General features: G+C 63.4%; 26 protein-coding genes. 15 read left to right on the forward strand and 11 right to left on the reverse strand.

From position 1 onward, the window contains the following. Window positions 1–12: 12 nt before the first annotated feature. From era to J1C49_RS00390, 8 genes are all read left to right on the forward strand, one after another. On the forward strand, window positions 13–921 hold the full coding sequence (era, locus tag J1C49_RS00355; protein WP_227443761.1) for a GTPase Era: 909 nt from the start codon (window positions 13–15) through the stop codon (window positions 919–921). Window positions 922–986: 65 nt separating this feature from the next. Further along, a complete protein-coding gene (locus tag J1C49_RS00360) occupies window positions 987–1,313 on the forward strand; it encodes a DUF1491 family protein (RefSeq protein WP_227443762.1) in 327 nt (108 codons plus the stop codon). 153 nt (window positions 1,314–1,466) lie between these two features. After that, window positions 1,467–2,201 carry a DNA repair protein RecO gene (gene recO, locus J1C49_RS00365; protein ID WP_227443763.1) on the forward strand — a complete coding sequence of 245 codons (735 nt, stop codon included), beginning with the start codon at window positions 1,467–1,469 and terminating at the stop codon, window positions 2,199–2,201. A gap of 260 nt (window positions 2,202–2,461) precedes the next feature. Continuing rightward, window positions 2,462–3,127, forward strand: coding sequence for a CDP-diacylglycerol--glycerol-3-phosphate 3-phosphatidyltransferase (pgsA, locus tag J1C49_RS00370; protein ID WP_227443764.1), 666 nt, complete (start codon window positions 2,462–2,464; stop codon window positions 3,125–3,127). A 54-nt stretch (window positions 3,128–3,181) separates the two neighbouring features. Beyond that, on the forward strand, window positions 3,182–3,427 hold the full coding sequence (gene moaD, locus J1C49_RS00375; RefSeq protein WP_227443947.1) for a molybdopterin converting factor subunit 1: 246 nt from the start codon (window positions 3,182–3,184) through the stop codon (window positions 3,425–3,427). 4 nt (window positions 3,428–3,431) lie between these two features. Then, the gene (locus J1C49_RS00380; RefSeq protein WP_227443765.1) at window positions 3,432–3,875 is read left to right on the forward strand and encodes a molybdenum cofactor biosynthesis protein MoaE; all 444 of its coding nucleotides are present in this window, start codon (window positions 3,432–3,434) and stop codon (window positions 3,873–3,875) included. A 352-nt stretch (window positions 3,876–4,227) separates the two neighbouring features. Next, complete coding sequence (locus tag J1C49_RS00385; RefSeq protein WP_227443766.1) at window positions 4,228–6,252, forward strand: NADPH-dependent 2,4-dienoyl-CoA reductase; 2,025 nt, start codon at window positions 4,228–4,230, stop codon at window positions 6,250–6,252. 267 nt (window positions 6,253–6,519) lie between these two features. After that, the gene (locus tag J1C49_RS00390; protein WP_227443767.1) at window positions 6,520–7,080 is read left to right on the forward strand and encodes a type 1 glutamine amidotransferase domain-containing protein; all 561 of its coding nucleotides are present in this window, start codon (window positions 6,520–6,522) and stop codon (window positions 7,078–7,080) included. Window positions 7,081–7,198: 118 nt separating this feature from the next. Here the strand turns inward: J1C49_RS00390 and J1C49_RS00395 are convergent, their stop codons facing one another. Continuing rightward, the gene (locus tag J1C49_RS00395) at window positions 7,199–7,648 is read right to left on the reverse strand and encodes a DUF4399 domain-containing protein (protein ID WP_227443768.1); all 450 of its coding nucleotides are present in this window, start codon (window positions 7,646–7,648) and stop codon (window positions 7,199–7,201) included. A gap of 239 nt (window positions 7,649–7,887) precedes the next feature. On the opposite strand from J1C49_RS00395, the gene J1C49_RS00400 reads away from it, so the two are divergent. The 3 genes from J1C49_RS00400 (at window position 7,888) to J1C49_RS00410 (ending at window position 11,877) form a co-directional block, all read left to right on the forward strand. Further along, window positions 7,888–8,760, forward strand: a complete 873-nt coding sequence (locus J1C49_RS00400) for a polysaccharide deacetylase family protein (protein WP_227443770.1) — start codon at window positions 7,888–7,890, stop codon at window positions 8,758–8,760. Between the two features lie 213 nt (window positions 8,761–8,973). Next, a complete protein-coding gene (locus tag J1C49_RS00405) occupies window positions 8,974–9,879 on the forward strand; it encodes a LysR family transcriptional regulator (RefSeq protein ID WP_227443771.1) in 906 nt (301 codons plus the stop codon). 357 nt (window positions 9,880–10,236) lie between these two features. Continuing rightward, window positions 10,237–11,877, forward strand: a complete 1,641-nt coding sequence (locus tag J1C49_RS00410) for a hypothetical protein (RefSeq protein ID WP_227443772.1) — start codon at window positions 10,237–10,239, stop codon at window positions 11,875–11,877. Between the two features lie 4 nt (window positions 11,878–11,881). Here the strand turns inward: J1C49_RS00410 and J1C49_RS00415 are convergent, their stop codons facing one another. The 5 genes from J1C49_RS00415 to J1C49_RS00435 all read right to left on the reverse strand — a co-directional run bounded on the left by J1C49_RS00415 (window position 11,882) and on the right by J1C49_RS00435 (window position 16,142). Continuing rightward, window positions 11,882–12,601, reverse strand: a complete 720-nt coding sequence (locus J1C49_RS00415) for a dimethylsulfonioproprionate lyase family protein (protein WP_227443773.1) — start codon at window positions 12,599–12,601, stop codon at window positions 11,882–11,884. A 261-nt stretch (window positions 12,602–12,862) separates the two neighbouring features. After that, window positions 12,863–13,810 carry an OmpA family protein gene (locus J1C49_RS00420; protein ID WP_227443774.1) on the reverse strand — a complete coding sequence of 316 codons (948 nt, stop codon included), beginning with the start codon at window positions 13,808–13,810 and terminating at the stop codon, window positions 12,863–12,865. A 46-nt stretch (window positions 13,811–13,856) separates the two neighbouring features. After that, the gene (locus J1C49_RS00425) at window positions 13,857–14,390 is read right to left on the reverse strand and encodes a peroxidase-related enzyme (protein WP_227443948.1); all 534 of its coding nucleotides are present in this window, start codon (window positions 14,388–14,390) and stop codon (window positions 13,857–13,859) included. Window positions 14,391–14,545: 155 nt separating this feature from the next. Continuing rightward, on the reverse strand, window positions 14,546–15,298 hold the full coding sequence (locus J1C49_RS00430) for a GNAT family N-acetyltransferase (RefSeq protein WP_227443775.1): 753 nt from the start codon (window positions 15,296–15,298) through the stop codon (window positions 14,546–14,548). A gap of 124 nt (window positions 15,299–15,422) precedes the next feature. After that, complete coding sequence (locus J1C49_RS00435; RefSeq protein ID WP_227443776.1) at window positions 15,423–16,142, reverse strand: molybdopterin-binding protein; 720 nt, start codon at window positions 16,140–16,142, stop codon at window positions 15,423–15,425. Between the two features lie 88 nt (window positions 16,143–16,230). Between J1C49_RS00435 and sfsA the strand changes: the two genes are divergently transcribed. Continuing rightward, window positions 16,231–16,971 (forward strand): DNA/RNA nuclease SfsA, encoded by a 741-nt coding sequence (gene sfsA / locus J1C49_RS00440; RefSeq protein WP_227443777.1) that lies wholly within the window; start codon window positions 16,231–16,233, stop codon window positions 16,969–16,971. A 76-nt stretch (window positions 16,972–17,047) separates the two neighbouring features. On the opposite strand, the gene J1C49_RS00445 is transcribed toward sfsA, so the two are convergent. After that, on the reverse strand, window positions 17,048–17,719 hold the full coding sequence (locus J1C49_RS00445; protein WP_227443778.1) for a hypothetical protein: 672 nt from the start codon (window positions 17,717–17,719) through the stop codon (window positions 17,048–17,050). A 405-nt stretch (window positions 17,720–18,124) separates the two neighbouring features. On the opposite strand from J1C49_RS00445, the gene map reads away from it, so the two are divergent. Continuing rightward, complete coding sequence (gene map, locus J1C49_RS00450) at window positions 18,125–18,943, forward strand: type I methionyl aminopeptidase (protein ID WP_227443779.1); 819 nt, start codon at window positions 18,125–18,127, stop codon at window positions 18,941–18,943. Between the two features lie 70 nt (window positions 18,944–19,013). Here map and J1C49_RS00455 read toward each other — a convergent pair whose 3' ends face one another. Further along, entirely contained in the window at window positions 19,014–19,631 is a 618-nt protein-coding gene (locus tag J1C49_RS00455) for an alpha/beta hydrolase (RefSeq protein WP_227443780.1), read from the reverse strand. Beyond that, complete coding sequence (locus tag J1C49_RS00460; RefSeq protein WP_227443782.1) at window positions 19,628–20,560, reverse strand: ring-cleaving dioxygenase; 933 nt, start codon at window positions 20,558–20,560, stop codon at window positions 19,628–19,630. Before J1C49_RS00460 ends, J1C49_RS00455 begins: the two co-directional genes overlap by 4 nt. 125 nt (window positions 20,561–20,685) lie before the next feature. On the opposite strand from J1C49_RS00460, the gene J1C49_RS00465 reads away from it, so the two are divergent. Beyond that, a complete protein-coding gene (locus tag J1C49_RS00465) occupies window positions 20,686–21,624 on the forward strand; it encodes a LysR family transcriptional regulator (RefSeq protein ID WP_227443783.1) in 939 nt (312 codons plus the stop codon). Between the two features lie 185 nt (window positions 21,625–21,809). Continuing rightward, entirely contained in the window at window positions 21,810–22,994 is a 1,185-nt protein-coding gene (locus J1C49_RS00470) for an MFS transporter (protein ID WP_227443784.1), read from the forward strand. A gap of 116 nt (window positions 22,995–23,110) precedes the next feature. On the opposite strand, the gene J1C49_RS00475 is transcribed toward J1C49_RS00470, so the two are convergent. After that, entirely contained in the window at window positions 23,111–24,082 is a 972-nt protein-coding gene (locus J1C49_RS00475) for an MBL fold metallo-hydrolase (RefSeq protein ID WP_227443786.1), read from the reverse strand. A gap of 51 nt (window positions 24,083–24,133) precedes the next feature. Next, on the reverse strand, window positions 24,134–24,364 hold the full coding sequence (locus tag J1C49_RS00480) for a hypothetical protein (protein WP_227443787.1): 231 nt from the start codon (window positions 24,362–24,364) through the stop codon (window positions 24,134–24,136). Window positions 24,365–24,466: the final 102 nt, after the last annotated feature.

Genomic DNA, 24,466 nt, shown 5'->3' on the forward strand with positions numbered 1-24,466 from the left:
CGGAGAACACCCATGACCACCCGCGCCGGTTTCGTCGCCCTGATCGGAGAGCCCAATGCGGGCAAATCCACGCTGACCAACCGTATGGTCGGCGCCAAGGTCTCGATCGTGACCCACAAGGTCCAGACAACACGCGCCCGCATTCGCGGGGTCGCGCTTGAAGGCGATGCACAGATCGTCTTCGTCGACACGCCCGGCCTGTTCAAACCGCGCCGCCGCCTTGACCGCGCCATGGTGGCTGCGGCCTGGGGCGGAGCGGCCGATGCGGATATCGTGGTGCTGCTTGTCGAAGCGCATCGCGGCGTGACCGAAGGTGTCGAGAAAATCCTCGAAGGACTCACCGATATCGGCAAGGGCCGCACAGTGGCGCTGGCAATCAACAAGATCGACCGGGTGAAATCAGATGCGCTTCTTGCACTGACCAAGGCCCTGAACGACCGCTTCGAATTCGCCCAGACCTTCATGATCTCGGCCGAAAAGGGCTATGGCTGCGACGATCTCAAAGCCTGGCTCGGTGCGCGGCTCCCCGAAAGCCCATGGCTCTATCCCGAGGACCAGATCGCAGACCTGCCACTGCGGATGATCGCTGCGGAGATGACCCGCGAGAAGCTGACCCTGCGCCTGCATCAGGAACTGCCCTACCAGCTGACCGTGGAAACGGAAAACTGGGAAGAGCGCAAGGACGGCTCGGCCCGGGTCGATCAGGTGATCTACGTGGCGCGCGATGGCCATAAGGGAATCGTGCTCGGCAACAAGGGCGAAACCATAAAGGCGATTTCCAAGGCCGCCCGCGAAGAGCTGGCCGACTTCATGGGCCGAAAGGTGCATCTCTTCCTGCAGGTCAAGGTGCGCGAAAACTGGCTCGACGAGGCCGAGCGCTACTCCGAAATGGGGCTCGATTTCCGCGACGGGGCGCACTGATCCATGCGCTTGCTGCTTCTGCCACGCCGGGGACAACCCCGCATCAACCGATCTGGCGGATCGCAATGGCCCGCCTGACAGCCCGGTTCTGGGTCGACGCCTATCTCGCACGGCTGCGGCTGGCCGACATCCCGGCATTTGTCGTGGCCCATGGTGACGACACGGGCGGGGCGATCTGCGTCAAGCTCTCCACGCTCGACGGACAGGCGCGGCTGTTCTCCCGCCAGATGAACCTCGAAACCGGCGCGTCCGATTGGGCCGACCTGTCCGCGGGACCGGAGCCGGAGATGGATGCGCTGCTCGCCCGCTCCCGCGCGCGCGACCCCGATCTGTGGATAATCGAAGTCGAGGATCGCGCCGGACGTCACCTGCTGGACGAACCCGGCCTGTAACACGGCCGACACGCCCGGTCCGTGCACCGACACGCCCGGGTTTCTTTGGGCATCAAATATCCCGGGGAGCGCGAGGGGCAGCGCCCCTCGCCTTGCATCAAAAATGTGATCCCCTCCCTTGCCACGCGGCGCGCCAGCCGTCACCTTTGCCCCATGGAATGGCGCGACACGGGTATTCTGCTCTCACGCAGGCCGCATGGCGAAACTTCGCTCATCCTCGATGTCTTCACGCCAACCCGGGGGCGACATCAGGGCGTATTGCGCGGCGGGACCTCCCGCAAGCTGGCGCCGCATCTGCAACCGGGGGCGCAGCTTGATCTGAGTTGGCGCGCGCGTCTCGAAGACCATATCGGCAGCTTCACCGCGGAGCCCGAACGCTCCCGCGCGGCCCTCGCCATGGGGAACCGGCTTATGCTCGCAGGTCAGAACGCGGTCTTGAGCCTGCTGGGATTCACCCTGCCCGAGCGCGAGCCCCATCCCGCGCTTTACCGGCGCACCGAAGCACTTCTGGACCTCATGGCCTATCCCGATCTCTGGCCGCTGGCCTATCTGCGCTGGGAGATGGCCTTGCTCGAAGACATGGGCTTCGCGCTCGATCTCAGCGCCTGCGCCGTCACCGGCGCGCGCGACGGGCTGGTCTATCTCTCGCCGAAGTCGGGCCGCGCAGTCACCGAGGCCGGGGCCGGGGCCTGGACGGACCGGCTTTTGCCATTGCCCCCGGTCATGCTGGGCGAGGGTGACGCCGATACCGCAGAGATCCTGCAGGCGCTGCGCACCACGGGCTTTTTCCTGCAACACAAGCTGGCAGCCGATCAGTTCGGCAAGCCTCTGCCTGCGGCGCGCGAGACCTTTCTCGACCGCTTGCTGCGGCAGTCGGAAAACAGCTGACGCCCTGCGGGCGTTGCGGGCCGTCATCACCACGCGCGGCCCACCGCTCACGCGCCGCACCCATCCAAGGGCCCCTCCCGACAGGACCAGGGACGCATGCGGAAAGGCGGGAACCGCAGGATCCAACGCTCCATCCAACGCCCTTTGCCCGCGCCCCATGCACGACCGTGGGGCCGGTAATCCTGTTTTTGACGGGAGCGGCACTACCGACCGTTCGAGCGCTCTTCCCTGCCCTCGCGATCCGCGATAGGGATAGGCCGATGCGCTGGACCCTGCCAAATATCCTGACGATCATTCGTCTGCTCGCCGCTCCCGGCGTGGCCATCATGTTCTTGTATTTTTCGCGTCCGTTCGCGGATTGGCTCGCCCTGTGCCTCTTTGTTGGCGCCGCCATCACCGATTGGTTCGACGGCCATCTCGCGCGCAGCTGGAAACAGGAAACCAAGCTCGGCGCCATGCTGGACCCGATCGCGGACAAGGCCATGGTGCTCATCGCCTTGATGGTGATTGTCGGGTATTCCTCCATGTCGCCATGGCTCGTCCTGCCCGCGACGGTCATCGCGTTCAGAGAGGTCTTTGTATCCGGGCTGCGCGAATTCCTCGGTGACACCGCCGGCACCCTCAAGGTCACGGCGCTCGCCAAATGGAAGACCACGGTTCAGATGATCGCCATCGCCGTGCTCTTTGCCCAAGGGGTGTTCGAGCATTATTTCGGCATGTCGGTGATCGGCATGGATGCCACCTTGATCGATGCGATCCTTGCCGGCCGCGAAGAAGACATACTGGGCCTGTGGTGGAAATACGAAGGCATGGTCTGGACCGGCTATCTTGGCCTCGGCCTGCTCTGGATTGCAGCGGGCCTGACCCTGATCACAGGATGGGATTACCTGCAGAAATCCCTGCCCTATCTCAAGGAAACACGCTGAGCGCCTGCGACGCGCCGCAACAGACGGGAGTCTCTCATGACGGACAGCATGCAAATGACCGTTTTGTATTTTGCCTGGGTGCGGGAGCGGATCGGCCTTCCCAAGGAACAAATCACAACCTCCGCCGCGACCGTGCGGGCTCTCGTGGAGGAGCTGCGCGCCCGGGAGGACCGTTATGACGCGGCCTTTGCCGATCTGACCGCGCTGCGGGTGGCGCTCGATCAGGAGTTGACGGATTTTGATGCCCCGCTTGACGGGGTGCGCGAGGTGGCCTTCTTCCCTCCCATGACAGGGGGCTGAAACAATGCGTATCGTGGTCCAGGAAACGCCGTTCGACTTTGCTGCCGAGGCCGATGCGTTCGCCCGGGGGCGCGACGATCTGGGGGCGGTCGTGACCTTCACCGGCGTGGTGCGCGCAGGCGATGGCGGCGACCTGTCCGTGATGGAAATCGAGCATTATCCGGGCATGACCCAGAAAGCGTTGGAAGAGATTGCCGGTCAGGCCGTCGCACGCTGGAGCCTCGGCGATGCGCTGGTGATCCACCGATACGGGCGGCTTGCGCCCGGAGAGCGGATCATGATGGTGGCCACCGCCGCCCGGCACCGCAAGGATGCATTCGAAGCCGCCGAATTCCTGATGGACTACCTCAAGTCGCGCGCGCCCTTCTGGAAGAAGGAATTCGGCGCGCAGGGCGCCTCCTGGGTGGCCGCAAAGGACGAAGACGAAGACGCGTTGACGCGCTGGTGAGCCATAACCCCGGTGTTTTGCAGACACCGGTCGCGCCGCCCCCATCCATGCGCAGGATCTGCCCAGTGCCACGCACCGCCCGGCTCTTTAACGGAAAGGTCCCCAAACGGGTTCCGACGCCCATGTCACGATGAACCGGCCCGAACTTGCCACAAGCCAGACCCCGCGCGCTCTGCGGTGCGCATGGCGTTCGCGGACGCTTCGTGCAGTTGGCCCTCGGTAACAGGCAAGACTGCCCGGCGCGTCTCTCCGGCCAAGGCATGCAAGGCGCCGGGCTCCTGACGCAACGTTTCGCTGACAGGCGCGCCTGTTTGCGCCAATGCTGCCTGAAAACCGCAGGGGAGATATTGCCATGACCACCTATCCGCACATGCTGGCACCGCTCGATCTGGGCTTCACCACGCTGAAGAACCGCGTGCTCATGGGATCGATGCACACCAATCTCGAAGAGACCGGTGACTGGAACCGCGTGGCGGAATTCTATGCCGAGCGCGCGCGGGGCGGCGTGGCGCTGATGGTGACGGGGGGCATGGCGCCCAACCGTGAAGGTGGCGTCTTTCCCGGTGCGGCGGGCCTCTTCTCCGACAAGGATATCGCCAATCACCGCATGGTGACGGACCGCGTACATCAGGCCGACGGCAAGATCGCGATGCAGATCCTGCATGCGGGCCGCTACGCCTACTCGCCCGACTGCGTCGCCCCCAGCGCCGTGAAATCGCCGATCTCCCCTTTCAGACCGACGGAATTGGATGAGGCAGGTATCGAAAAACAGATCTCCGATATTGCCACCGCCGCATTCCGCGCGCGCGAGGCCGGTTATGACGGGGTCGAGATCATGGGATCGGAGGGCTATTTCCTGAACCAGTTCCTCGTGACCCATACCAACAAGCGCGAGGACCGGTGGGGCGGCTCCTACGAAAACCGGATGCGGCTGCCGGTCGAGGTGGTCAAGCGCGTGCGCGCGGCCGTGGGCAAGGACTTCATCGTGATCTACCGGCTTTCGATGATCGACCTCATCCCCAATGGCTCTACCTTCGAAGAGGTTGTCACGCTGGCCAAGGCCGTCGAAGCGGCGGGTGCCACGATCATCAACACCGGGATCGGCTGGCATGAAGCCCGCATCCCCACCATCGCCACATCGGTGCCGCGCGCGGCCTTCGCCTGGGTCACCCAAAAGCTCATGGGACATGTCTCCGTCCCGCTGATCACCTCCAACCGGATCAACACACCGGAGGTCGCCGAAGAGGTGCTCGCCTCCGGTTGCGCCGACATGGTGTCAATGGCGCGGCCATTCCTGGCAGATGCGCATTTCGTGGCAAAGGCCGCGGCGGGCCGTGGAGCCCAGATCGCGCCCTGCATCGCCTGCAACCAGGCTTGCCTCGACCACACCTTCTCCGGCAAGGTCAGCTCCTGCCTCGTCAATCCGCGCGCCTGCTACGAAACGGAGGTGACGATCACGCCAACCAAGGACAGGAAACGGATCGCGGTCGTCGGTGCCGGTCCGGCGGGGCTCTCCGCCGCGATAACCGCAGCCCAGCGCGGCCACAGCGTTACCCTGTTCGACCGCGACAGCCGCATCGGCGGACAGCTCAACTTGGCGCGGCAGGTGCCCGGCAAAGAGGAGTTCCACGGGCTGGTCGACTGGTTCGAGACGATGCTGGAGGAGACAGGCGTCGCGGTAGAGCTCAACACCGAGGCAGGCTGCGCAGATCTGGACGGGTTCGACGCGGTCATCATCGCCACGGGTGTTGTGCCGCGCGACCCGGAAATCCCCGGCCAGGACCACCCCAAGGTGCTTGGCTATATCGACGTCCTCAAGCAGAAAGCCGAGGTCGGCCCGCGCGTCGCGGTGATCGGCGCGGGGGGTATCGGATTCGACGTCTCCGAATTCCTCGTCACCAAGGACAGCCCGACAGAAAGCCTGCCCGACTGGATGCGCGAATGGGGTGTGACGGATCCGTCAGAACACCGCTCAGGCCTCGCGCCCGAAGGTCCGCAACCGGACGCACCGCTGCGGCAGGTCACCCTGCTGCAACGCAAGGCGGAAAAGCCCGGCAAGCGACTGGGCAAAACAACCGGGTGGATCCACCGCGCCGGGCTGCAAATGAAATCGGTGCAGATGAAATCCGGCGTCAATTACGAGCGCATCGACGATGACGGGCTGCACATCTCCTTTGGCGAGACACGCGAGCAGCCGGAGGTCATTGCCTGCGATACGATCGTGCTCTGTGCCGGCCAGCTCAGCGACCGGTCATTGGCCGATGCGTTGGAGGCAAAGGGCGTCTCCTGTCACGTGATCGGGGGGGCAGATGTGGCCGCAGAACTCGACGCCAAACGCGCCATCGATCAGGGTGTGCGCCTCGCCGCCAGCCTTTGACACGAGATCGCGGAGCCTGTCGGACCCAACACGGCGCCCCTGTTTCTTCTGTCTCCAAATACTCCGGGGTCCGGGGCAGCGCCCCGGTTCTTCCGAACACCCCATCGCGATGTCTTCGGGCGGAGTCCGCGCGTCTCCAGATCGCGGCAGGCCCCTTTGTGCCGCGCAGGAATTCGAGATTTCGTGGAACACCCCCGCGCCTGACTCCGTTGGTCCTTCAAGCAGGCGGGGATGACCCGCCGCCCAACACAAGACGGAGGACATACAATGCCGACGATCGAAAACGCCAAGATCCTGATCATCGCCACCCATGGGTTCGAGCAATCGGAGCTGGAGTTTCCGCGCGACCAGTTGCGCGCCAAGGGCGCCGACGTGCATGTCGCCACGCTTGACGGCAAGGCCATCAAGGGATGGGAAGGCAGCGACTGGGGGCGTGACGCCGAGGCCGATCTCAAGATCGCCGATGCAAAGGTTGGCGACTACGACGCGCTCGTGCTTCCCGGCGGTCAGATCAATCCGGACCTGCTCCGGGTGGACAAGGATGCCATCGCACTGATTAAGGGCTTCTTTGACCACGGGAAAATCATCGCTGCCGTGTGCCATGCCCCATGGCTCTTGATCGAGGCAGGCATCGTCGAGGGGCGCGAGATGACGTCCTATCACTCGATCAAGACGGATATGATCAACGCCGGCGCCAAATTCGTCGATCAGCCAGTGGCGACCGACCGCGGTATTGTCACGAGCCGCAACCCCAACGATCTCAAGGACTTCGTGTCCAAGATCGTGGAAGAGGTCGAAGAAGGCACACACGCGCGCAAGGCCGCGTAAGCGCCATCGGGCGCAGAGTGTCCATCTATCGCGTCAGATCTGCGCCGCCCCCTCCGGGGCGGCGCTTTTTTTGGCGGCCGGGTCCGTCACACGCAAACCGATCCGGTGACCGTCTCGATCACTCGACCGTGATGGTAATCTGCTCGGACACGATCGGCGGGTCATGCGGAACGTGGAACGCATCTCCGAGAACAAGCTGCAGCGTGTGCTGGCCCGGCCCGAGATCGAGCATCACTTCGGTCTGGCCACCACCAAAATGCCTGTGCATGTCATCGGCAGGCAGACCGTCTGACATGGCTTCCTCATCGCCATCCATTTCGCCAAAGGGCGCCCGGTTCACGAGGATATGGTGGTGGCCGGTGTTTTCCTTCTCGGTGCCTGCGGGTGCGACCCCCATTCCCGAAAGACCAAAATTCACCATCACGGGCGCGGAGACCGTCTGGCCGTCTTCCAACCCGATGAAATAGACCATGGCCCCTTCAGGGGCCGGCGTGCGGTGGCCTTCAGCGAGAACCGGCACCGCCAGGGCGCTCAAGAGCGCCGCCGTCATTGCACTTCGAAAAATCATGTCTTCCTCCCAGAAACTGCGCCCTGCAAAGCCTGACGCAATAGAAAGGATAACACGTAAAGCCTGTCTGCCCAGTTCAAGCGAGCGGATTATGCATGAGCCTGCAAGCGGGCCGTATGGAAAAGGCGCCAATCCTGACGGCTTGCGGCACCATGGGCGGGCGCCGCTTGACTTGTCAAACCACAGCCGAAAGGCTGATGCGGCCGGACATTGAATACCGCCAGCAAAGGTCGTGCCAGATGAAACTTGCCTTCACCATGGACGACCTTCCACTTTGGCCGCAGTCCTATCCGCCCACAGGCTATTGTGCGGCGGGTATCGTCCGGTCCATCCGCGAGGCGCTCGCCACGCACGGGATTTCGGGCGTTTACGCGTTCTGCAACAGCTGGCCGCTGGCCGAACACCCGGACTGCGCCGCAATCCTTGAGGACTGGGTCAATGACGGGCATCACGTTGCCAATCACACCCATGCCCACCGCCAATTGCCCGACGTGACGGCAGACGCCTTCATAGCGGATATCGCCGAGGCCGAACGCCTGCTCGCACCGTGGCTGACGCGCGCGCCGATGCGCCTTTTCCGGCATCCGCTCTGCCACTGGGGCGAGACGCAAGACAAGCTGGATCGGGTCAATGCCTATCTTGAGGCGGAGCGTTGGATCCCTGTCGATGTCACATCCTGGACCTATGAATGGGCATGGAACCGGGCCTATCTGCGCGCGACGGAAGCCGGCGACACAAGGGCCAGAGAATTTGTCATCGAGAGTTTTCTCGATTTCGCCGTCGCCCAGCACCGTCATGACCATGCGGCTGCACAAGCGTGGTTTGGCGAAGAAATCGTCGGCATTGCCCTTGGTCACAACGTGGCGTTCTTTGCCGATGTCGCATCGGACTATTTCGGAAAACTGATCGAGGCCGGCGTAACATTTGTGCCCTTGTCAGAGGCTCTGCGCCCGCCGGTTCAACCCGCCGTGGGGTCCGTGGTCTCGGACCGGTTTCTGGTGTTGCAGCAGAAACTGGCCGCAGCCGCAGGCGCACCAACGGCCCAAATCGCGCCGGAGCATCAGGACACCTACGCGCGGATTGTCCAAATGGCGCAAGGGGACAGGCGATAGGTCTTGCCCCGCGGGGAATGCGTCTCCCGCCTTTAGGTCGGGTCTTGGCTCTTGCGCATCCGGAAATTCTGTCAGGACCGGTTTTCCGACCTGCGCTGTTTCCAGCCCGCAAACAGCGCGGGTTGATTTCTCGCAATTGTCCTCTCCCTGCCCGATTTGCGCCGTGATTGCGCGCGATATCCAATGCCAAGTAATGACTTGCAGGAGATGCAGATGGACCGCCTGACCGAAATGGAAGCTTTTGCCACCGTGGTGGACCAAGGCGGGTTTACCGATGCAGCCAAGAAGATGGGGATCTCCAAATCAGCGGTTTCCAAACATGTGTCATCGCTCGAAGCGCGCCTTGGTGCACGGTTGCTCAACCGAACGACGCGACGCGTCTCACCCACGGAAATCGGTCTTGCCTATTACGATCGCGCCCGGCGCGTGCTCAACGATGCCGGCGAAGCCGACGCGCTTGTAACCTCGATGCAATCAGCGCCCTCAGGCCTGTTGCGGATTTCGGTCGCGACGGATTTCGGCGTCAATCATCTCAGCCCCGTTCTGGGCGATTTCCTTGCGGAGTTCTCGGACATCACGGTCAATATGGTGCTCAACAACCGCTATGTGGAATTGATTTCCGAAGGGTTCGACATGGCGATCCGCATCGGTGAGCTGGAAGACAGCACCCTGCGCGCCCGCAAGCTGACCGAGACCACCAAGCGGATGATCGCGGCCCCGAGCTATTTCGAACAATACGGCAGACCCGCGCGGATCGACGATCTGAACGAACACAAGCTGCTGCATTATTCCAACCAGGCTTCCGGCAATGTCTGGAAGCTGACCGCACCGTCCGGTGAAAAGCGGCAGGTCCGCACTGCAGGATGGCTTTCCGTGAATGACGGGCAGTCGCTTCTGAACGCCTGCATTGCCGGGCTGGGTATCGCGTATTTGCCCTCGTATCTTTATCACGAAGCCATGGAGGCCGGGTTGGTCGAAGATGCGATCCCCGACCTTCCCGTAGAGACGCAAGGCATCTATGCGGTCTACCCGCCGGGCCGGTTCACACAGCCCAAGGTGCGCGCCTTCATCGATTTCCTTGTGCATTCCTTTGCCGAAAAAGGCCCGCACAGCTGGTAAGACATCCCTCTGCCGTTCTTGTGGCACATCTTGCACGCTCCGGATCGTGGATCCGGAGCGCTTTTTGTTGATCGCCAAACACACCGAACACGCCCGTCAAACGCGGCGCCCCCGTGTCACCGGCGGATTGAGTATTTCCGGACAGAAGAAACCGGAAGCGCGCCCTGTCTGCACCTCGCGCGCGATTGGGTCTTCCCGGCGGGTTTTGCCTCACACCCGATCCTGTGCTATGCTGAACGTGCTGCGCCAATTTCGGGCGCTCAACGACAGCATATTTTTTATCAGCATTGGAGACCGGCCATGAGATTTTTCAGGCCCCCATTCTTGCATTGTTTTTCGCTTGCCTGTGCGGTCCTTTTGACCGCCCCTCACGCAAAGGCAGATGACAACAACCCCATCGGCGAAGAGATCATCATCGACGGTCATTCAGACTGGTGCACCGGTATCGGGCAGGATGTGATCCCGCGCCAGGACGGGTCGAATGCTTGCGCCTGCGGCGCGGGTTGGGACGAAATCGAGCCAGAAAACGAAAATGGTGAGCCGACCTGCGGCTATGACTTCTCCAATGACGATCCCATTGACGGCACGCCCGGGGACGATGGCGGCCCACCGCCGGGCGGTGGACAAGGCGATGGCGGTGAAGATGCGCCAGAGCCACCAACGCTGGCGCAATGCGCCGCCGTCAACAAGGAATGCCTGCGACGCGCCAATACGCTGACCACCAACTGCCGTGCCAATCGGCAGGCGTTTTACAACCGCGAGTTGGCCAACGGCAAGGCCTGCCACGGGCAAACGCTGGAAACGCTGCTGGAGGGTTTCCGTTATCGGGTCCTTTGGTCGACCTGGGCCTGCACGCCCGAGGATTTTTTCGACGTCACGCATGCATATACCGACAATTGCCGCAAGCAAGCGCGGATCCGCGGGATGGGCCGCTGCATGCACGGTGTTTCCGGTGTGTCTTCCTCCACGAGCAGTGGGTTTTCAGAAACACGCAACTTCGAGACGCCCATAATCTCGGGCGGCGTTACGGTGACGGCAGGGCGGTCGATCACGGTCTCGACCCCTGCAGGCGTGGGCGCGGAGGTCGCCTGCAAGGCTTATGGCACTCAAGCGGCCGATTACTGCGCCATCACATTGACCAATTGCAATGCCGAGGCCGAGGGCAGCGGTACAGGGGCGGATCCCGCCTTGCAGCCTCTTATCCGGGACTATGGCCACGCGCGTCCCTTGTTCGCGGCAGAGGGCACCATTGTCGTATCAGAGGACAGCGGCGCTCGAAGACCCGCTCAACCGGACGCTCTGGGCATTGGGCATGAGGGGATGCGCGCGGAGATGTTTGCCGGGGACGGTTTGGCGGATAGCGGTATCCGCGAGCCGGCGTCGCTGATCGAACGCCCTCGCGAGATGCAGACAGAAGCGGGCGCGACGCTGGGCCTTGCACCTCCCAGCCTGGTCGAGCGGCTCTCGGAGCGTTTGGATCACGAGCGGCTTGGCCTAGACGGCGGGCTGCGCCCGGAACAAGGGCGGAGCGGTTGGCGACCGGCAGCGCAGGGAGCGCTCGAAATCGCCCCGCTCTACCTTTTGCGCTTGCGGATGATGGCGCGCTGGAGCGATTTCATGCGCCGCCATGCCCTGTCAGATGAAGAGCAAACGGCCATCGAAACGCTGATGATCGCGCAACAGCACCGCATTGCCGAACGCGACAACCGCCTTGCGCGGATCGATCTGGCCACCAGCTGGGTGGACATGCGGACGGGCACGGTCGGCGCGCCGCAACTCGAAGAGATCCGCGATGCCTTTTTCCGCGAGGGCGGCGTTTGGATCGGCTACGCCCGGGCGCAATCGGTCATGTGGGACACGCTGCCCACGCTCATCGGGGACGCACAGGCCGCTGACTTCTTTGACACGGTCTGGCCCGGCGCGCTCTATTTTGCCTATGCAAGGCCATTTCACGACGCCAATGACGGCACGCTTCTCGCCAATCCCTTCGGCGAGTAGGCGATCACGCGGGCGGGCGGCTTGTGCTGCCGCGCCGCCCGGACCGCAAGGTCATCCCCGGCGCTGCGAGTCGGTCTTCCGGTCCCGTCCAGGCATAAGCCAACAAGCAGGGATCCCGATCACCGGTCGTGATCCGATGCTCGTCGCCGGACCGGTTCAAGATGAGGGATCCCGGCGCGTAGACGGCGGCGTTGTTTTCCGACCATGCGCCGGAAATGGAGACGTAGCTCTCTTCGATCTCGGTATGGGCATGCTGCGGATAGGTGGTGTTGGGGGCAAAGAGCACAAAGCCAAGGATCAGCCTGTCGCACTGAATTGGCCCCTTGGGTCCGAGGATTTCACAATAGGCATATTTGCGGGCCAGCGCCTTGGGCATCTTCTCGTACCCGTATTCCCAATGCAGCACATCGCGAACCTCGCGCAGCGCGCGCGCCATGCCCTGCATCGCCGCACGTTCGCCAAGATCCAGCGCGCGGGGGAAATGGGCCGTGACCGGCTTGCTCTGGGCCTCGCGATGCAAGATCGGCGGGTTGTCGGCCATCGTCGCGGACAGTCGGTCGCGCACCCGTTTGCGGTGCGCGCGGATCAGCGCGCTGCCACCGGCGGAGCCGTACCGGTACAACGTGTCGAATTCCTGAAGCAGATAGACCCAGTCCGGGCAATCGCGCAGCCGCAGCTCGGGCTCGGGATCAGGCATTGCTTCGGCAATCGACAGATCGGACATGGCAGGGCTCTTTGAACTCGGTGTCAGGCTGGGCGGAACGCGGAGCGCGCCGATCTCTACGACGCAAGGGCGCATGTATAGGCGGCCGCAAAGCGAGCAAGCCCAAAACCGACCTTTCATGGTCGTTTGACACCGTTGCAGCAAAGAAACCGTCTTCCGGCCTGCGATCTTGGGCGTTTGCAAGGCTCTGCGCCCCAACAACGCGCATCGGCCCGATGGCACCGAAGCGAAAGAATGCCCCGGGAAGAGACGCGCAGCGCGTCATTCGGTCGAGACCAGAACAACCTCGACGCGCCGGTTGGCTTCGCGGCCCTCTGCGGAGAGGTTCGACGCCACAGGCGCGAGATAGCCGACCCCCTCGGCCCCGATCTGGCTTTCCGGGATACCGTGGCGTTCGCGCATGTAGCGTGTGACCGCCGCCGCGCGGCGCAGGGACACGGCTTCGTTTGCCTCAAGAGATCCGGTCGCGTCCGTGTGCCCGACAAACAGCACGCGCCGCTGCGGATTGGCCTTGAGATACGCCGCCAGCTCTTCGAGAACCGGGATCGTGCCTTCGACAAGTTCGGTGGAGCCGGAGCCAAACTCGACGCCGCTGAGCACAGCGTGCCCCAGTGTTTCAAGCATTTCCGCAAGGGCACCCGTCATCACTGGCGACACCGGTGCCGCGGCAGGCGCTAGCGGCGTTGCATCGGCGGCCGTTGTGCCCGGCATGCCCAAGGGGTTCACCCGGGTGATCTGGATGTATCCTGTCTGGCCGTCGCGGCTTGCAAGAACACTCACGACGGCGCCAGTCGCGTCCTCGACAGCCGACAGGAAATGATAATCGCTGAGCTGGACATACATGTCGGGCGGCGGCAGCACCTGCGTGGCAAAGCGGAAATCGAACCCGCCACAGCTGGTGTCCGGACAGTCGAGCAGGACCCGGTAGCCCGCGCCGGTGATCTGATCACGCAGCGGCTCCACAAGCTGAAAGGTGGTGAACCCGCTGCCTTCGAGGCGAAAGGCCTGCATACGCACGCCGCCTTCGACCCGAAGGGTGGGCAGGCCAAGCTCTTCCTCCCATGCCCCCGTGGGCAACGCATAGACACCCGGATTGGCCGCAATCTCCGCAGTCTTGCGCGCCCCCGACGGGACACTGAGATCAAGCGCCGCGGCCGCATGGACACCGAGCGACAGCATCACGCCTGAAAGCGCGCAGAAGCGTCGCACGGACCGGGCAGCCCCAAGAGGATAAGCCTGCCGCACCTGCAAGGGGTCAGCGCGCCTGTGCGTGATATTCATCGTTGGGGCGCATATCCGTCGCGCTCGCGACCCGGTTGGTCATGTTGAAGAACCCCGCAACATTGGCGATATCCCAGATATCAGGCTCCGAAAATCCCGCGTCGCGGAGCGCTTCGCGGTCGAATTCGGCGACATCGGCGGAACTCCGGGTCATTTTCTCTGCAAAACCGAGCATGGCCCGGTGGCGATGGCTGAGATCGGCCACGCGCCAGTTCATCACCAGCATCTCCCCCAGCTTTGGGTCACCGGACAATTCGCGCACAGCGGCCCCATGGGCGGTCAGACAATAATAGCACCGGTTCTGGGCCGACACGACAACGGCGATCATCTCACGCTCAAGCTTGGTCAGACCGCTGTCTGCCAGCATAAGCTCGTTGTAGATCGTCGTGAACGCGTTGAGCTTGGCAATGTCAAAGGCGTAAGCCTTGAGAACGTTCGGGATCATCCCGAGCTTTTCCTCGCAGATGTCGAAGTATTTCTGCGTCTCCGGCGGCAGTGGATCGACCATGGGCAGGTCAAGGGCTGTGGGTTTGCTCGTCTCTTTCACGTTTGGCCATCATTTCGTTGCAGGTTGGAAGAAGCGCGCCGGAGGGCAAGACCCGCAAGGAGCGCGCGAAGGGCATCATGCCCCAAGGGCTGGCCCGACAGGGAAGCCGGCACCGTTCAGGGCTCCAGCACACGGTAATGGTAGTGGCCGGCAAGCACCATGCCCAGCGACTCGTAGAGCGCGTTCGCCCCGGCATTCTCCTCGGTGCACAGCACCGCCAGCCAATCCGCTCGATGGCCAGCCGCCCACATCGCAGCAGCGCGCATCATCCAACCGCCGAGACCCTTCTTGCGATGCTCCGGCGCGATTTCAAGCGCATGAACCACGGCGATGTCGCCGCTCAAGGCGACAAAACCAGTTCCCGCGGGGGCATCGCTGACCCGTCCGAACAGGCCGGTTTTCGGCCCCTTGACGCGCGCCATAACCGCTTGCCGTGCATCGCCGATGCCCGCGTCTTCCCAAAGTTCGCGCATGATCGCGAGCGGTTCCCAGACCGTGAATGCCGTAACCGGGGGCAAGGGCCGCTCGGTGAGCGCGAAGGTCGGAGAGATCCAGAGATTGACCGGATCGACCACGCGGTAACCCCGCGCGGCAAGATAGGCATCCAGCCGGGTTTCCTCAGGCATCAGGCAAAAAAGCGGTGTTTGCCCCATCAGGCGCATCGCCTCCTCGGCGGCGCCGATGTCTTCCTCGCGCCAATCCGAGACCGCGGTGGCCGCAGAGACCCGTTTGCCGCCCCCGCGCCCCTCGCGCAAAAGCCACGGACCAGCGGCGACCGTGGCCGCTGCGGGCCACGTCTCCGATATCGCCCGCATCAGACGTGGCAGCGACGGCCCGGATCGGCGTGATGGTGCAGGTGCCTGTGTCATTGCAACGGTTATGACGCGAGCGGATGGCTCTTGTCCATGCACAGCGATGCCCGAAGCCACGCGCAAACGGCGCCGGAGCTGCGCCACGGGTCCCCTTTCGGCCTTGGATGCGCTGCGCCCGCGTTCAGGAAAACAGGCTGGCCAATTCGGTGATCGCCCGGTCCACCTCTGCGCCGTCGGCGCCGCGCACCACGACATTGGACCCGAAAACCCCGTTTTTCTGATACGGGTAGGAGCCTATGGAGAGCGTCGGATACCGGTCGGCCAGTTTCCCCAGTGGCCCGGCAATATCGCCTTCCCCGCGTTCGATGCGCAGCGTTTGCGACAGCAGCGGCGCGCCCCCGGTCAGTGTCGGCAGGACCGATGCCACCATGGCCTGGAACACGGACGGCACGCCAGCCATCACATGGACGTTTTCAAGGCTGAACCCCGGCGCGATGGACACCGGATTGTCGATCAGGGACGCGCCCTCGGGGATACGCGCCATGCGCAGGCGCGCTTCGTTCAACTCAGAGCCCTGGCGGTCGTAATGCGCCTGCAAGAGCGCGCGGGCATCGTCACGCACGTCGATCGTCACACCGAAGGCTTCGGCCACGCAATCGGCCGTGATGTCGTCATGGGTTGGCCCGATCCCGCCGGAGGTGACAACCGTGTCATGGGCTGCGCGCAGCGCATTCAGCGCCGAGACAATCGCCGCGCGATCATCCGAGACAATCCGCACTTCGCGCAGGTCGATGCCATGCTTGGTGAATTCCTGCGCCAGATGATGCATGTTTGCATCCCGTGTCCGCCCGGACAGGATTTCATCCCCGATGACAAGCATCGCTGCTGTGGGATTGGACATCTCTTTTCCTTTCGGTTGTCGTCACTCAGGCATCGCGGCATGCGGACGCGCCTTGAACCAGCCTGAGCAGAGGTATAGGCCGCGCGCCATGCGCTTTCAAACACCCCTTGTGCCGGCACGGCTGATCCGCCGCTACAAACGCTTTCTGGCCGACTGTCGTCTGGCCGACGGGCGTGAGGTTGTGGCCCATGTGGCCAATCCCGGCTCGATGATCGGTCTGGCCGACCCGGAGACCAAGGTTTGGCTGGAGCCCAATGACGACCCCAGAAAGAAGCTAGACTATGCTTGGCGGCTTGCGCAGGTCGGGTCGGCGACGATCGGAGTGGACACAGGCGCGGCCAACCGGGTGATGCGCGAGGCGCTGGAGGCTCGCACGATCGAGGCATTCGCCGCCTATGGCTCGGTGCGTCCGGAAGTGCGCTATTCCGAAGGGTCGCGGATCGACTTCCTCCTGAGTGCCGAGGGGCGGCCGGACCTCTACCTTGAGGTCAAGTCCGTGACACTTTCGCGGCGCCGCGGGCAGGCCGAATTTCCAGACAGCGTCACCGCGCGCGGGTTGAAACATCTGGGCGATCTGGCGGCCATGGCGCGGCTCGGTCACCGGGCCGTGCTCGCTTTTGTGGTGATGCGTGACGACACGGACGTGATGCGCCTTGCCGAGGATCTCGACCCGGCCTACGCGTCAGGAATGCGCGCGGCGCTTGCCGCGGGGGTGGAGGTTTGCGCCATTGGCTGCGCGCTTTCGCCCGAGGGTGTCACGATCCGGGCTCCAATTGCGCTGGACATCGATCAGTTCGGGGCCGCCAACCTGCTTCAGGCGACGAGGTGAGCGCCTGGTGCCAAAGGGCGCGGTGCCACCACGCCATGGCGGCCAGTCACGGTGACGAGGGTCTCCAAAGACCCGCTCAGGGGCGCTCTATTCGGATCGCGTCATCGTAGCGATAGACCAACACGTGCCGATCGTCGCTCACGCCATCCGAGAAGGAATTGACGAATTGCGTCATTTCCCATCGCATCACGCGGTTGGTCTCGGGGTCGATAAAGACCCGGTGGTCTGACCCAAACCACGCGTCGCCCATATCCGGATTGGGATCGGTCTTGGTGAAAAAGCGCACGACGTCATGCGGCGCATCGTCCAGATCAACCATCCCTTCGCAGGACATACGCTCAAGGTTCGCGGTCTGCTGTTCATGCAGGCTGCGCTGATGGGCCATGTGGTCCTCTGGCAGGGCGTTATTCGCCGCGGTCCACGGCCCGTCGATGGATGGTCCGGTCCAGCTATCGGACCCGATTACCATGGAAAATGGCCCCTGCCCGACAATCCCCGCCACGGACTGCACCGGAGACACCATACGCACCAGAAAGCGATATTTTTCCGTGCCGTCGGCCGCGCTGACCGTGTTGGTGTATTCATGGGCCGGACGCACAAACGGGTCGAGGGGCCCGCCGTCAAACATCGCCCGGATGCGCGCCTCGCACGCTTCGTCCGCAGCGGCGGGGAGCACCTGGCCGACAAGCGCCATCAGGGCCAGCACGCCCGGCGTCAGTCTCATCGCTCCCATGATCATCATTCTCATGGCCTTTTCCTTCTTGTTCCTTCTTGAACGGGCGAGCGCGCCGATCCGGGCGCGAGGCTCTTGTCAGACCCCATGAGCCTAAGGCGCGACGCGCCTTCCGCCAAGGCCCGCACAACCTGCTCGCAAAGTTCTGCGCTGAAGAGGCCGCCAAGCGCGCCGGCCCGGGCACATGGCGACGGGTGGTGCACGGCCTCACCGACAATCGCATACCGCAAGGCTGTCAGAAAATCCGGACAGTCAATGCGCAAGAAAAAACTGACAAATCAGAGCGTTGCTAGGGATGCCTTGAAATCGGGGCGTTTTCCATGAATCCATTGGAGCAGCGTGACGCAGCCTGTAACACTGGCAAAATGGCATACAACAGTCTACATATGCGCTGGGCTTTAGACGACGGAGCGGAATGCCGTGAAGCATGAAGAGAGTGGCCGTCTGACCAGAGATGGCATCAGATTGTATCAGCGCGAGGATTTCGCCGGGATGCGCGCCGCCGGTGCGCTTGCCGCGCAAATCCTCGACGAGGTCGCGGATCTCGTCGAGGTCGGCCAGACCACCGGCGCGCTCGACGATTTTATCCGCAATCGCGTCGAGCAGGCGGGTGCCACCTCGGCGACCATCGGATACAAGGGCTATCAGCACGCCAGCTGTATCAGCGTGAACCACGTGGTCTGCCACGGGATTCCCGGCGACAAGAAGCTCAAGGATGGCGACATTCTCAACATCGACGTCACGGTCATCGTTGATGGATGGTTCGGAGACACCTCGCGCATGTATGTGGCCGGGCGTCTCCCGCGCAAGGCGGAACGGTTGATCGATGTCACCCATGAATCGCTGATGAAGGGGATCGCAGCGGTGAAGCCGGGAAACACGTTTGGCGACATCGGACATGCGATCCAAAGCTATGTCGAAGCAAACCGCATGTCCGTGGTTCGCGACTTTTGCGGTCACGGGCTGGGGCGTGTGTTCCACGCGCCGCCCAATGTGCTGCATTATGGACGTCCCGGCACCGGCCCCGAGCTTGAAGAAGGCATGTTCTTTACCATCGAGCCGATGGTCAATCTCGGCCGGGCTGAGACGAAGGTGCTTGGCGATGACTGGACCGCGGTCACGCGCGACAAGTCTCTTTCCGCGCAGTTCGAGCATTCGGTCGGTGTGACCGAGGACGGGGTGGAGATCTTCACCCTCTCACCCGCAAACCGCTTCCACCCGACATGGGCGGAAAACTGAGCCTTCGCTGATCATCAGGCGCACGCGTGCAACAGTGCGAACAAGGGGTCCGCAGCCCCCTGTTCTGGTTTCAGGACAGCAGCTGGGCCAGCGCCGCGATCTCTTCTTCACGCAGCTCATGTCCCCCTTCGTGAACGACCGTCGTCACCACAGCGCCCTGCGCTTCGAACCATGACACCAACTCCGCGCTCATGGTCCAAGGCGTGATGGGATCGCGCCGGCCTGCGGTGATCAGCACCGGCTTGCCCGACATGGCCGGCACGGGCTCCGGTGTCCATGGGATCAACGGATGCAGAAGTCCGACGCGGTCAAAAAGGTCCGGACGCTGCAGAACGACCGAGGCGAGGATGTTTGCCCCGTTCGAATAACCAAAGCCATAAACCGGGCTGTCCGGATATGCGGCCCGGTGCGCTTCGACAAAGGCGATCATCTGGGTCGTCCGGCGGGCAAGATCCTCCATGTCGTAGACGCCTTCGCCGGTCCGGCGAAAGAACCGCGCCGCCCCATGCTCCGACACGTCGCCACGCGGGCTGATCACCCCGCCACCGGGCACAAGCTGCCGTGCGAGACCGGCAAACTGATGCTCGTTCCCACCGGTTCCGTGGAAGGCAAACACCACCGGACGCCCCGGATCAGGGGCCGAGACCAGCCCCTGATACAGCTTCGTAGCTTCGATGACCGGGCTCATGCCGCGATTTCCGGCAGCAATCCTTCGATTTTGGCGCGGTGCGGCTCGTAGCGGGTGGGCAGCTTGAGCGCCTCCCCGAGATGCGCGGTATCCTCGTCGCGGTCAAAGCCGGGTTCGTTGGTGGCGATCTCGAACAACACGCCACCCGGGGTGCGGAAATAGATCGCCCAGAAATAGTCGCGGTCGATCACCGGCGTGACCTGATAGCCTGTCGCCATGAGTGCCTCGCGCACACGCAGCTGGGCCGCCCTGTCCTCAACGGCAAACGCGATGTGATGGACCGAACCGGCACCTTGCCCCGCGGCCGGAGCATCGGCGATCTGTTCGAGGTCGATCGTATCCGCGGCATTGCCACCTTCGATCACGTAGCGCGTCACCGCGCCGTCGCTTTCGGCTTTCTGGTAGCCCATGTAGGTCAGCAGTTCGCCGGTTGCGTCCGCATCCCGCAGCGTGAAACGCGCGCCGCGGAACCCCAGAACACCGGTGTCGCTGCCGACGCCGTTGCCGGTCCAGGCCTCGCGGCCCCGCTCCTCGGATTCCACAAGCGCAAAACCATCGCCGTCCGGGCCATCGAACTGAAGCCGTGTTTCCCCAAATGCCGTGCCCTGCGCCAGCCCGGTGACACCATGCTGGGAAAGACGCTCCTGCCAGAAAGGCAAGCTGCCTTTCGGCACGGCGAATTCGGTCACACCAACTTCGCCGGTTCCGCGTTGGCCGCGCGGCATCTGGCCGAACGGGAAATAGGTCATGACCGACCCCGGTGTGCCGATCTCGTCCCCATAATACAGGTGGTAGACTTCGGGCGCATCGAAATTGACCGTTTTCTTGACCCGGCGCATTCCCAGCGTCTTGGTAAAGAAGGCATTGTTTTCATTTGCATCCGCCGCCATGGAGGTGACGTGGTGCAGACCTTTGATATCGGTGATCATGATCGTGTTCCTTTCCGCCTTGGCGGCGTTTCGTCTTGCATTAGACGAAAGATAGGGCGCAGCATCATTATCGGGAATAGAAAAGATATGGCATTCACTATTGCAATAGTGGCAATAATAACATCATGGACGATCTCAAGCCCATCCGCGTGTTTCTTGAAGTGGCCGCGCTCAGCAGCTTTTCGAAAGCCGCCCGCTCCCTGCGTATGACGCCCGCGTCGGTCACGCGGATCATTGCCCGGCTAGAAGAGGATCTCGGCCAGCAATTGCTGGTGCGCACAACGCGCAAGGTGTCTCTCACCACGGCGGGCACCGCCGTGGCCACGCGCTACACGCCGCTTCTGGCCGCGTTTGACCAGGCCACGGAGGAGCTTGCCCGCGCCAACCGACCAGACCACGGACGCCTGAGGATCAATGCGCCACTGTCCATGGGGGTGCGGTTGATGCCCCAACTGATCGAGAGTTTCCGCCTCGCCTATCCGCTCGTGTCGGTAGAGGTCATGCTGACCGACGCTTTTGTCGACATCATCAAAGAGGATTGCGACCTTGCGATCCGCATTTCCGGGCCGCCTGCTGACCGCTCCACGATCTGGCGCAAGATCTGCGAGGTCCCGCGGCATGCCTTTGCGGCGCCGATGCTCTTCGAGCGCATTCCCCGCCCGACGCGGCCGGAGGAGATCGACCCCGCACATACCCTCTCCTATTCAAGCAGCGGGGCCGCTGAGACGTGGGAATTCAGCAAGGGCACCGCGCGGCGTCTTGTGCGCGCGGGCAGTGCGGTCGTTTCGAACAATGGCGATTTCCTCGCAGAACACGCGCGTTCCGGTGGCGGGATCTGTGTTCTGCCGGATTTCATTGTGAGCCGCGCCGTTTCCGAGGGCGCGTTGGAACCGATCCTGACGGACTGGGCCTTGCCGACCCTTTGGCTGACCCTGTTCTATCCCCCCTATGAGCAACTGCCGCCGCTGGTCGAGACATTCACGGATTTCTTCGAGGCCTATATCCGCGATCTCGACGGCCTTGCTTTCGACACGCACGGTGGCGGTGCTGCGCGCCCGCGCTGATGCGCGCCACCGCATTCGGCAGGGTTGACGGGCGCAGGCCGATGCGCACAGGGTCTGCGCTCGGCTTGCCGGGTTGCAGTTTGTCCGGTTCGGCGTCAGAGGAGCGGGCATCCCACGGTGCCCAGAGCACTGTGCCTTTGGGTGAAACACGCTACCCTTTGCCCACCCTGTGAAAGAAAGATTTCATGTCCGCACCCCTCTCCGCCTCGACGCGCCCCGTCATTGGCATCCTGTCGGCCTGCAATTTTGTCATCGGCATGGGCGCGTTTGTGATCATCTCGATCATCGAGCCGCTGGCTGATGGGCTTGCCGTGTCGATCTCAACCGCGGGCGGGTTGCTGACCGCCTATGCCCTGTCTTACGCGGTGCTGTCGCCGCTCTTGGTGGCGACAACAGGGCAGTTGGGTCGGCGGCGTGTCTTGTTCTGGGGTCTGGCCATCTTCGGCGCGGCCAGCCTCGTGGCGGCGTTGAGCAACAACATCTGGTTGCTTTACGCCGCGCGCGTCTTCGCCGCTGCAGGCGCCGGCCTTGTCACACCCGTTGCGGCCGCCATAGCCACAGCACTCGCGCCGCCCGAAACGCGGGGCCGGGCCCTTGCGGCGGTGTTTTTCGGGATCACGTTGGCACAGGTCCTGGGCATCCCGGCAGGAAGCTGGCTGGCCTATACATTCGGGTGGCGGGCTGCGTTCTTCATCGTGGCCTTGCTGTCGCTGCCCTGTCTGTGGCTGGTCTGGACCCGGGTGCCACAGGGCTTGCGCTTTCCGCCAAGCACATTGGGCGATCTGGGGCGTGTCCTGGTCGATCCGGTGAAGATGGGCGCCGTGCTCTTCACCGCCTCCTTTCTCGGGGCGATCTATGTGCTCTATACCTTTCTTGCGCCGCTCCTGGCGGAAACCATGGGCTATGGACGTGACGGGATCACGCTGGTCATGCTGATCTTTGGCGTTGCGGCGGTTGTCGGCAATTTGCTGGGCGGTTGGATGACGGACAGGATCGGGTCGATCCGGACGCTGGCTCTGCTTTGCATCGCACAGATTGTGCTGATGCCCGTGTTCTCCGCCCTGCCCTTCGAAAATGGGACGCTGATGGGGCTGGTCTTTGTGTGGTCTCTGGCCGGATGGTCCTTCACCGCGGCGCAGCAACTGCGCATCCTGTCGCTGGCCCCGGATCAGGCCGGGGTTCTCTTTGCGCTCAACGCGGCGGCGATCTATGTGGGCGTTGCCCTCGGCTCCGCTCTTGGCGGAGCGATCCTCGATCGGTTTGGTCTGATCAGCCTCGGCGCGGCGGCGGGCGTCGCCGCGTTTGGAGCGCTTGTGCACCTTCTGGCATCGCACCGTGCGGCCATGATACGCGCGACGCGGACGGGCTGAGCGGCCCCCGGCACGATCGGGCCGGGGGCCGCGGTTGTGCTGGATTGCGCCGGCGCGCCGGTGCGCTTGCCAACGCCGGACAGACAGCGGACACGCAGCAATCAGCGCCGGCGATGTTACCAGCGCCAGACCGAGGGCACGAACCGATAAGCGTCACCTTCGGCCATGACGTGACCGACCCCGGGGAACGGAAAGTGATAGCCAAGAACGGCGATCCGGTCCGCTGCGGCCATGTCGAGAAGCCGTTTGCGGGAAGCCACCGTTTGCTCCGCATCCATGTCAAACGCGTTGACCCAATCGGGACGATCAAAGTTCATCCACGCGTGGGTGAGTGCGTCGCCCAGCGCCATCAGTTGCGCCCCGTTGGACTCCACGACCACGGACATGTGACCCGGGGTATGCCCCGGACTTGCGATCACACGAATACCCGGCGCAATCTCCTGACCATCGTCAAGCAACGTCCATTCGGCCCCTTCGACGGAGATCGAGTTGACCGCACCCACGGCAAATTGCTGCAATTCTGTCGGCATGCTGGAGACGCGGCCATCGGCCATCCAGAAGTCATGCTCCGCGCGGCCCATGAAATAGGCCGCATCCGGCAGGATCGCCTCGTCAAAATCGTCGCGGATACCCCAGATGTGATCCGGGTGGGCATGGGTGATGAGCACGTGCGTGATGGCGTCGGGGTCGATCCCCGCGGCCGAGAGGTTGTCCATCAGGCGACCCGCGGTATCCACAAAGCGGTTGCCGGAGCCCACATCGACCAGAACCACCGCATCCCCCAGTTCGATCACCATATGGTTGGTGTGGGAGTAGTTCTCTTCGGGCGACAAGAAGTAGCGCGTCAGGAAGGCTTGCACCTCTTCCGGATCGGCATTCACGCCCAGACCGCTCGTGGGCAGGACCAGCGCACCGTCCGAGACGATGGTGATGGCGGCATCGCCGAGCGTGAAGCGCATGTAACCGGCGTTGCTCTGGCTGCCCGGCGCGGCCAGAACCGCCGATTGCGCAGCCACCGGCAAGGTCAGCGCCGGGGCCGCAGCGGCCATTGTCAGAATGTCTCGGCGAGACGGACGTGGGGTCGGCATGGCTGGTTTCCTCCCAAAACGCGGACGTCATTCATATATGCGAATGTGACACTACGATCTGGATGGGCCTTTGTCCAATACCGTCTTTGCCGCGCGCGTGTCCCACCGGCGCCAGAGCAGTGACAAAAGCGTTTCGCCGCCCACCGGCGTGACACAGTCCGACAGCAGCACCGGGCCGGAATGCGGTGGAGGCGGAGCCCGGCGCTCGACCGAGGCATCGCGCATCGCGGGTCGTTCGGAGGCGTGCAGAAGACGCGTCTGAGGGAGGGCTGTGTCGCTCATGCCGACACCTTAGCGCGATGGGAAAGGGCCGGGCAAGCGTGCGTCCGAATCCGCACCGGTCCGCTGCGCGCACCGGCGCGGCCCAAAGCGGCCGTGCTCGCG

The sequence above is a fragment of the Cognatishimia sp. F0-27 genome (assembly GCF_020667845.1).
GTDB lineage: Bacteria > Pseudomonadota > Alphaproteobacteria > Rhodobacterales > Rhodobacteraceae > JAFMPQ01.